Raw genomic sequence first — 10122 nt, 5'->3', positions numbered from 1 at the left:
ACCTTCACACGCCCGCCGAAGGTGCCGTTGCCGTTGCCGGCGTTGCGGTAGAGGTTGCCGTACTTGTCCCGCACGACGAGGTCCGCCTTGCCGTCACCGGTGATGTCACCAACGCCGACGACCTCCTTGTACGACGCACCCCAGTCCGACCAGAGCACCACACCCGAACCGAGGGTCCCGTCCGCGCGGCCGTAGCAGCGGTACAGCTTGCCGCTCGTGCTGCGCGCCAGCACGTCCCCGATGCCGTCGCCGTTCAGATCCCCGGCACCGACGATGTGGCTGAAGCCCGACCAGCTCGTACGCACGACCTTCCGAGCACCCAGCTTCCCGTCCGCCGTCCCCGGGAACAGATACAGCGTCCCGGTCTTCGCACCCCGCGCCAGCAGATCCGCCCGCCCGTCACCCGTCATGTCGCCGGGCGAGGTGAACGCGTTGTACAGCTCCCAGCCGGTCCCCAGCGAGGTGTACGGAGTCGTGCTGCTCAGGGCAGCACCACACCCCGGCTTGAACGCCCGCAGGGTCCCGCTGCTGAACCGCACCAGCACGTCGTTGCACCGATCCCCGTTCACATCCCCGAACGGCACCGCCACCAACGACGTCGACCACGCCGCACCCGAAACCTTCGTCGTGAAGCCGCCCCCCTTGTGGAAGGAGAACGCACCCGTCGAACTCAGCGACAGCAGGTCCCCCAGGGCGTCCGCGCCGACCTGGTCGCGGCGTACCGGGGCGCCACCTGTCAGCTTCACCGCGCCCGTCCGTACCAGCGCGGCGCCCGCTCCGTCGGCGGGCTGGACCGTCAACGACCAGGTGTACGCGCCGTTCGGCACGTAGGCGCCGGTGGACGTCCGGCCGTCCCAGGACGTCGCGAGCGCTCCTCTGGCCTCGCCGCCACCGAGCGTCCGCACGACTGCCCCGGACACCTTGTCGCGGATCGCGAGCGTCCAGGTCGCGGCCGGCTTGGAGAGCCACCACTTCCCCGACCAGGTCGCGGCGGCCGTCCGGAGGTCGAGTGACGTACCGGGTTCAACGGAGTCGATCACGTTCATCGCGGGCGCGGCGATCCCCGTGGGCACGACGTGCACGTGCCGGTCGGGGTCCACGTACGCCACGTGGCCGCCGAACCTGTCGACCGTCCAGTCGGAGCGCCGCTCGTGGCGCGGGCCGATGTCGGTCTCGGTGGCCAGCACCTTGGCAGGCAGGTCCGTATAGGCGCCACTGGCAGGCAGCCCACTGTGCAGATCGATCAGCTTCAGGCCCTGGCCCGACAGGTACTGCACGAAGTAGCCGTCGCCCAGCAGCACGTCCTTGGCCGGGGCGGTCATCGTCTGCCGGGTCAGGCTGTCGAAGACGCCCGCCCCCTGCACAGATCCCCAGTGGTCGATGCACGACCAGTACACCCAGCGCCCGACGGCCTGGAGTTCACTGGGGAGGCAGCCGTTGCGGGTGGTGAAGGACGTGATCTGGCCGCCCGAGGGGAGCCTGGTCGCGGTGACGGTTGATCCGCTCGTACCGCCGCTCCACAACGTCGAGCCCCACACGGCGGCGCCCACCCGGTCGCGCTTCTGCACAACGGTGCCCGGGGTGCCCTGCTGGAACCCGACTACGTACTGGTTGTCCGACGAGGCCCCGTTCACCACGCCGAAGCGGCCGGAGAGATCCGCGAGTCGGGGCGAGTCCTCCCCCGTGTCGATCTGCGGTCCCCAGGTGGCGGTGCCGTTCCGCAGCAACATCGTGGCGCCCTGTTCGGTGCCCTCTTCGCGTCCGTGGAAGCCGTCTCCGCCTGCCCACATGGTGACGCAGCCGCTCCTCGGGAGGTCGAACGCGTGGCAGTCCCCCTCCCGCCCGGACACCACACCGTCCGCGGTGTGCCGGACGGCGGAGGGCGTGCCCTTCGTGGCCAGCCAGGTGCTGTGGTAGCCGCCCATGATGCCGCCGGGTGAGTACGCCGTCCCCTCGTCGGCGGTGGTCAGGATGCCGCTGCCCAGCGAGAGGCCGTAGATCCACGCCGGCATCGGCGCGATCGTGGCGAGCCGCTTCCTGACCAGGCTGCCGTCCGCCGCCCGCGAGAAGCGGTAGACGGCCCAGTCGGGTGTGCCCTGGTCGGGGACGGCCTCCGTGCCGGCCACGAGAACAGACCCGTCGGGTGCCACGACGAACGAACTCTGCGCGCCGTCGAGCAACCGGGTCATCGGCTGCCCCTCGACGCCCAGTTCGACCAGGGGCTGCCCGATGTAGTCGCTGTTGCCGTCCTGCATGACGTCGGCGGCCAGCACCGAATCCCCCAGCAGGGCGAAGGCGGAGTCGTACGTGACGCTGCCGGACTCCACGCGGGGCACGATCACCGTCGTGGGATCCGCCCGGTCCACGACGGCGGCCGACGAGTCCATCAGGCGCAGGAGGGAGTCACGGCCGAGCCGCCAGCCGTTCACCGACCACGCGCTGCCGGGATAGGGCAGCGCACGCATCACACCGTCGGCCAGGTCCACGATGCCGAATCCGAGCACGGTGCCGTCCGGTACGGCGGTGCTGTACCGCAGGACGACCGAGCGGGAGTCACCGTCCTCCAGCGACTGGTCCAGCTTCGCCCCCTCCGGCACTCCGGTGACGGGAGTGTCCGTCACGGTTCCCGACTCGCTGCGCAGCAGGTGGTATGACGTCGGCTCCAGCGCGGGGCCCGTCTTGGTCACGACGGTGGTCCCGAAGGTGCCGTAGTAGGTCTGGCCCTCCGGGATGGCGATCTCCGTCGTCGCACCGCCGCCAGCACCCTGTTGCAGGGTCACATGGGGTGCGGGCGTGTCGGAGTACAGGGCCACGGTGTCGGAGCCGGCGCCGTAGTAGGCCTGTCCGTTGGCCGATCCGCGGAATCCGTCGAAGGGGTTGTACGTGATCTTCTCCGGCAGCCGCTGCGCCAGGATCGTCTCCGCCCCCGTCGCGTAGTCCACCCAGTGCAGCCGGTCGTCGCCCTCCTGCGCGTACAGGAAGCCGGTCGCCCCGGCGTTCAGCACGCGCACGCTGCGTGGCACACGCCGGTCCTCCTGCGGGAGCACGACCGTGCCGGCCGCGGTGTCGGCCGCCGCCGGTACGGCGGGCAGCACCGCGCTGACTGCCGCCAGGGTGAGGGCGGCACCGAGCAGTGCGCTCAGTCTGCGGCCCTGGTTCGTTCGCTGGTAGCCCATGAGACCCCCCACACACACCTTCCGATCAGGTGATCTTGACGTAGTTCTTCCAGCCGGACGCGGCGATCAGCTTCTTGCTGTAGAAGCCGCCGGCGTGGTCGGCGTTGAAGAGGTACGCCGCGCCGTCCGTCGTACGGACCACAAGGTCCTGGCGGCCGTCGTTGTCCATGTCCCCGCTGCCGACGATCACGTTGAACTTGCCCCAGCCGGAGCCGACCTGGGTCCGGGCCTCGAAACCGCCGCGGCCGTTGCCGCGGTAGAGCCAGAGCACGCCGTTGCCGTCCCGGGCGACGACGTCGTTCTTCCCGTCGCCGGAGTAGTCGCCCCGACCCGCGATCGCCGAGTAGTACTTCCAGTTCGCGACTTTGGTACGGCCGGACAGAGACCCGTCGCTCTTCCCCTTGTACAGCCACACATAGCCGTCGCCGTCCCGGGCGAGCAGGTCGGGCAGGCCGTCACCGCTCAGGTCGCGGGTCGCGATCAGCCGGTTGTACTTGTTCCACCAGTCGCCGAGGTACTTGCGCGAGGCGTTCTTGAAGTTGCTCGGCGGTTCGACCAGCCGGTAGAGCCGGCCGTCCGAGGTCTTCGCCAGCAGATCGCCCTTGCCGTCGCCGCGCAGGTCGCCGAGCTGGGTGTTCCAGACGTAGCCGGTGTCGCCGTAGTCGCCGCCGCTGTCGACGCGGCAGTCCGCGGTCATGCCCAGATCGGGGTAGGGAATCCCGCAGACGTCGATCAGGTCGGCGTGCTCACCCTCGCGCGCCAGGACGGAACCCGAAACGTGTGACCACAGGTCCACATTCCTCGACCAGTCCGTCATCTGGGCCCGGTAGTCGGCGACCTTCGTGTACAGCCGCACCCCGCCCTGAGCGCATCCCGTGGCGCTCGTCGCCGAGACCGCCAGCAGTTTGCCGCCGCCGACCAGGGCGCCGCCCGCGTCCCCGTAGCACTGGTCGCCGTCCGCCACCGGCGGCGTGTCCGGAGCGGGGGTCGTGCACAACGTCCCCCACGGGAGCGACCGACCAAGCAGCGCCGCGCAGTCGGTCGCTGAGCGCAGCACCACGCTCTCGGAGTGCGCCACCCGCGGGGCGTCCGGTGTCTGCACACCCGTCCAGGAGTGGAAGACGGCCTTCGCGCCCGCTGCGTACAGCGCGGTGTCGGACGACGAGGCGAGCACCGCGGTGCCGAACGTGCTCGGTGTCTCGGCTACGGCCACGGCCCAGTCCGCCTTGCGCGTGGCGGCCTCGTAGCGCGGGTGGGTGCGGTACACCGGGGAGTTGGTGTCCGATATGCGCTCACCCGAGGCGCCGTAGAGGAAGAGCGAGTCCTCCTGGGAGTGCCCCGTGAAGCAGTCCGCCGTCGCGAGCACCCGGGTCCGGCTCAGCGCCACACCCGTGCAGGCGCGCTCCGCGCCCGTCGCCTCGTCCGACTGCTTCAGCGCGATCAGCCACGTCGGCGTGGTCGTGGCGGCCGCCGCCTCGCCGGGAGCGGTGGCGGTCAGCACACCCGCGACGACCGCGGCGGAGGCGACGGCCGCCACCGCCATGCGCCGGGTGCGACGCCGGAAGGGGAGGAACGCTCGCGTCATATCAGAGGAATCCCATTTCATTGATTCAGGAAGCACGACGTGATCTCGCTGTTCTCAGGGACCCGACGGAAGGTCGGTCAGGCGATCTTGCTGAACTTCTGCCACCCGGACGACGCCAGCAGCTTCTTGGTGTAGAAGCCGCCCGTGTGGTCGGCGTTGAAGAGGTACGCCGCGCCTTCTGTCGTGCGGACGACGAGGTCCTGGCGGCCGTCGTGGTCCATGTCGCCGCTGCCGACGATCACGTTGAACTTGTTCCAGCCGGAGCCGACCTGCGTCCGCGCCTCGAAACCGCCGTGGCCGTTGCCGCGGTACAGCCACAGCACACCGGCCGAGTCCCGGGCCACGACGTCGTTCTTCCCGTCGCCCGAGTAGTCGCCGCGGCCCGCGATCGCCGTGTAGGACTTCCAGGTCGTGACCTTCGTACGGCCGGACACCGACCCGTCACTCCTGCCCTTGTACAGCCACACCACGCCGTACGTGTCGCGGGCCAGGATGTCGGGCAGGCCGTCACCGCTCAGGTCGCGGGTCGCGACGAGGTTCTTGTACTTGCCCCACCAGTCGCCGAGGTACTGGCGCGGGGCGTCGCCGAGTTCCTGGTCCAGCGGGTCGGCCACCCGGTAGAGCCGTCCGCCGGACGTCTTCGCGAGCCAGTCGCCCTCGCCGTCGCCCTTCAGATCGCCGAACTGGGTGGTGAAGCTGTACGTCCAGTCGCCGGTGGCACCCATGTTGTCCGCGCCGCAGCCCATGAGTCGCTGGTCGGGATCTGTGGAGCAGACGTCGATCATCGCGCCGCCCACGGGGAGTGTCTGCCGGGTGAGCACGGACCCCAGATCGTTGTACCAGCTGTCGACCTCGCGGCTGAAGCCGGTCATCTGCGCCCGGTACGCCGGGACGCTCGTGTACAGGCGGACGCCGCCCTGCACACAACCGGTGCTGCGGGTGGCGGAGATACCGACCAGCTTGCCGCCCGCGACCAGCGCGCCGCCCGCGTCGCCGAGGCACTGGTCCTCGTCGGCGATCAGCGGTGTCCCGGGGGCGGGGGTGGTGCAGAAGCTGCCCCACGGCAGGCTGCTGCCGAGCAGCGAGGCGCACTCCGCGGCCGATCTGACGACCACCGGCTCGGAGTGCCGGGTGCGCGGCGCGCCGTTCGTGCTCAGGCCCGACCAGGAGTAGAACGTCGCCGCCGATCCCGCGTCGTACAGAGTCGCTTCGGACGTCGAGGCCAGGGTCGGCTTCCCGTATGACGAGGGCGTCTCCCAGGCATAGACCGCCCAGTCCGCGCGGCGGGTGGTGGAGTCGTAGCGCGGATGGCTGCGGTAGCGGGGCCCGTTGGTGCCGCCGCTGATGTCTCCGGTCGACAGATCGTAGAAGCGCTCGAAGTCCTGCTGGGACATCCCCGTGAAGCAGTCCGGCGTCGCCAGCACCCGGCTGCGAGTCAGCGTGATACCCGTGCACCAGCGCAGAGCGCCCGTCGCCTCGTCCTCGAAGTGCAGCGGGATCACCCAGGACGGGACGCTCGTCGCGGCCTGCGCCTCCTGAGGCACGCCCGCGGTGAGCAGCCCCGCAAGGACGGCTCCGGCCCCCGCCGCCGCGACCGCCAGGCGCGCGAGCGCACGGGGCGCGGGCATGCGAACAGACCACTTCATGAAACCCTCAGTACTCCCCGGCACGAAAACCGGCAGGACAATGCGCGCCGGAATACCAGCGACTGCATACGTTGCGTATGGGACTCGCGCGAGCGGGGTGGGGCCCTCCCGGATGGTGCGACAGACGTCGCACTCGAGCGGACGGATCGTATCAGCGGCAACACTCGTCACGGAAGGCGCTTTCTTCCGCCGCTGTCCACGGCCTGCAGCGATGCAAAGCCGTGGACTGTCGCGCCCGCCAGAAGACCCTGACCTCGGTCAGAAGACCCTCACGTATCCCTGCCAGCCGGTCGCGATCCTCACGCGCCCGCCGAAGGTGCCGTTGCCGTTGCCGGAGTTGCGGTAGAGGTTGCCGTACTTGTCGCGGGAGACGAGGTCCGCCCTGCCGTCGCCGGTGATGTCACCGATGCCGATGACCTCCTTGTACGACGCGCCCCAGTCCGACCACAGCACCACACCGGAGCCCAGGGTGCCGTCCGCGCGGCCGTAGCAGCGGTACAGCTTCCCCGTCGTGCTGCGGGCCAGCACATCCCCGATGCCGTCGCCGTTCAGGTCGCCCGCCCCGACGATGTGCGTGAAGCCCGACCAGTTCGTACGCACGACCCTCCGCGCGCCCAGCTTCCCGCCCGACGTGCCCGGGAACAGGTACAGCGTCCCCGTCTTCGCCCCGCGCGCCAGCAGGTCCGGGCGGCCGTCGCCGGTCATGTCACCCGGATACGTCAGGGCGTTGTACGCCGTCCATCCCGTGCCCAGCGATACGAACGCGGTGCTCGACTCGAAGGGCCATCCACACCTCGGGCGGTACGCCCGAAGCTCCCCGCTGGCAAGCGGTACCAGAAAGTCGTTGCACCGGTCGCCGTCCAGGTCCCCGAAGGGCACCGGTCTGATCGACGCCGACCAGGGCTGGCCCCAGGCGTCGCTCAGGAAGGTCCCGGAACCTGTCCCCCGGTAAACGGTGAAGTCACCGGACGTGGTGACAGCCAGCAGATCACCGATGCCGTCCCGGCGGGAATGGTCGCGCCGCGCGACGTTGCCCCGCACCGTGAGCGTGCTGGTGGTCACCAGCGCCGGGCCCTGTCCGTCCGCCGGCCCGGCCGTCAGCGTCAAGGTGTACGCGCTGTCCGGCGCCCACCGGCCGGCGGCGTCCTTGCCGTCCCAGCGCACCACCGCCGCGGCCCGGGTGGCCCCGCCGGTAAGGGTGCGCAGCAGCTCGCCCGACCGCTTGCCGCGGATCGACAGCGACCAGGATGCGACGGGCCGGGAGAAGTAGCCGGACCAGATCAACCGATCGGCCTCATCGGAGTCCGGCAGTGTGATCTGTCCGCCCGGGGTAGCGGCCAGGGCAGTGAGGTTCTGCGGTGTGACGCCGGAGGGGACCACATGGATCCGTTCCTCGGCGTCGACGTACGCCAGGTTCGTGCCGAACCGGTCGACCGTCCAGCGGACGTGCCGGCCCACGCCCGCACCACCGTCCGGAAGGTCGGCGACGGTGCGGGTCACCGGAGCGCCGGAGGTCACGTCCGTCAGCGTCAGCTTGCCGGCCGCCTTGTCGTGGGTCGCGACATAACCGTCGCCGAGTAGTGCCTCGTTCACGGGCACCGCGATGTTCTTCCCCCCGGTGCGGTCATAGACTCCGGCCTTGGTCCCGCACGACCAGTACAGCCAGCGGCCGAGCGCCTGGATCTCCTTGAACGCGCATCCCGCGCCGGTGTCGATCGTGGATGTGGCACCCGTCTTCAGGTCCTCGATGACGACCTGGCCCGTCGTGGCGGTGGCGCTGAACCGCGAGTCGCCCCACACTGCGGCAGGCCGGGCGGCGCGCGTTTCGAGCACGCTCCCCGCGGACAGGTCGACCACCGTCTGGCTTTCCCCGGTTGCGCTCTCGTACAGCGCGTACCGCTCAGAGACGTCGAGCAGGCGACCTCCCCCGCCCCCCATGCTGATCACCCGATCGTTGCCGGTCTTCAACCGGTCGACGCCGTCGGACCCGGTGTACAGCGTCACGGGGTCGTAGGTGTAGCTGCCGCCCACCTGCGGGACACAGACGGTTGAGGGGCCGCACCGGTTCGCGGTCGGGTCCAGGGAACTCCCGGGGAAGTAGACACCGCGCACGGGCTGGACCGCGACGCCGACGTCCTCGATGGATCGCTTCAGTACGGGCGTTCCGGATGACGCGAACACCCCCTCGACGTAGCGGAGCTTCCCGCGCACCAGCGACAGCCCGTAGCGGTGCGCGTAATCGACGCTGATCGGAGCCGCGGTGGTCAGCTCCGGTTCCCCGTCGGCCCCCTCCCTGACCCGCATCCATGCCCAGCTCTCCATGTCGGCCTCGGAGCCGGCCCGGACGAGAGTGCCTCCGGTACTCGGGCTGAACGCCACGTAGTTCGCCTCGGAGAAGACGGGTTCCGCCGCACTGCCGTCCAGCGGCACTCGGTACAGAGGGCTGGTGACCTGATCGCCGGGCAGCGCAGTGTCATCCACCAGGAGCAGTGCGTCACCGAACAACGTGGCACGCCCACCGGCGGGGGGAAGGGTGACCGTCCGCTCAGGTGCGCTCGGGTCGGTGCGCGAGAGGACGTGGGCCTTGCCGTACAGATACCAGCCGAAACGGGTCGCGTCGAAGAGGACCTGGGGCTGCGACTCACCGGTCCAGACGACGCCGGCGGAACCGAAGTCGATGAGCGCCATCTGCGAGCCGTTGCCCGAGGGCCGGTAGTGCACGATCATGCCGTTGTGGTCTCCGCCCCGCGGGGACTCGGGCAAGCCGCCGGGCCAGCCGGAGACATCACGGCGCGAGTACGTGCCAGTGTCCCCGTTCTCGGTCAGCAGGTGCAGATCGGCCCCCACGACCGCTCCGCTCGCGTCCCGCCGCGGGGTGTAGGTGACCAGCTGCCGTCCCTGGCTTCCGCCCGCCGCGTAGGACAGTTCCTGCCCTTCGGGCAGGGCGTGTGTCACCCAGCCTCCGGCCGACCCGAGGTCGTACGTCTGGAACTCGCGCAGGGAGGACCCCTGGATGACGAGTTCTTCCCTCCCGTCCGGATAGCGGATGGAAAGGAGGAGGGAGTGCGACGGGACGTCCAGTTGTGTCCTGCCGTCCCACGACTGCCAGCGGTACCGCGTTCCGGCCGGATCCGGCATGCTGAGGACGAATCCGCGATCGCCCACCCAACTACCCGTACCCGCCCGCAACGCCGGCTTCTGCGCCAGCGGGACCACGATCTCGGACGCCGGGGACGTCGTGTCCGCGAGCACCGGATCTGCGGCTCCGACCCCCGACACGGCGACGATCAGTGCCGCGGCGGCCGCGGTCCGCCTGCTCATCCCTCGCACAAACTGCCTCCGAGTCACGACGTTCCGAGGCACACGGGCCGTCGGCGGAACGCCACTGGTGGTCATCTGGAAGATCGCCCTGCCGCCATACCGCCCTGCCGCCCGATGGCGAGTCTCACCCGGCCGCCGGGGGCGGATTCACGGGACATGACGGAGCACGCCGGGTTGCCGACGGCACACGTTGGTTACGGGACTCGCGTGAGTGGGGTGGGGCCCTCTCGGCCGACGCGGCAGGGGCCGCAGTCGAGCGGCCTGATCATACAGTTCCGCCGACGACGGACGGAAGGCGCTTTCTGCCTCCATGTGCGCCTGTCCGCAAACGGCGCCGGGCCCGTCCCAGGATGACGTCTCTGCTGCTCACTTCTCGTTCTCCTGTCCGCCGCGC

4 protein-coding genes are annotated in these 10122 nt (G+C 70.2%); all 4 read right to left on the bottom strand.

Features of this window, described 5'->3' with window-relative positions; genetic code table 11:
• On the bottom strand, positions 1–3176 hold a 3176-nt coding region (locus AB0M28_RS38580), incomplete at its 3' end, for an FG-GAP-like repeat-containing protein (protein ID WP_365415187.1).
• Positions 3177–3201: 25 nt separating this feature from the next.
• Entirely contained in the window at positions 3202–4761 is a 1560-nt protein-coding gene (locus AB0M28_RS38575) for an FG-GAP-like repeat-containing protein (protein WP_365415185.1), read from the bottom strand.
• A gap of 77 nt (positions 4762–4838) precedes the next feature.
• Complete coding sequence (locus AB0M28_RS38570) at positions 4839–6389, bottom strand: FG-GAP-like repeat-containing protein (protein WP_365415183.1); 1551 nt, start codon at positions 6387–6389, stop codon at positions 4839–4841.
• 276 nt (positions 6390–6665) lie between these two features.
• Positions 6666–9728, bottom strand: a complete 3063-nt coding sequence (locus AB0M28_RS38565; RefSeq protein ID WP_365415181.1) for an FG-GAP-like repeat-containing protein — start codon at positions 9726–9728, stop codon at positions 6666–6668.
• Positions 9729–10122: the final 394 nt, after the last annotated feature.

Origin of the sequence: Streptomyces sp. NPDC051940, assembly GCF_040680895.1 — a bacterium.
Lineage (GTDB): Bacteria > Actinomycetota > Actinomycetes > Streptomycetales > Streptomycetaceae > Streptomyces.
This window is presented reverse-complemented; position numbering and strand designations above follow the sequence as displayed.

What these genes read in the sequence shown, in the direction of transcription:
- AB0M28_RS38575 (WP_365415185.1), bottom strand. Translation starts at nt 4,761, where the DNA reads ATGACGCGAGCGTTCCTCCCCTTCCGGCGTCGCACCCGGCGCATGGCG.
- AB0M28_RS38570 (WP_365415183.1), bottom strand. Translation starts at nt 6,389, where the DNA reads ATGCCCGCGCCCCGTGCGCTCGCGCGCCTGGCGGTCGCGGCGGCGGGG.
- AB0M28_RS38565 (WP_365415181.1), bottom strand. Translation starts at nt 9,728, where the DNA reads ATGAGCAGGCGGACCGCGGCCGCCGCGGCACTGATCGTCGCCGTGTCG.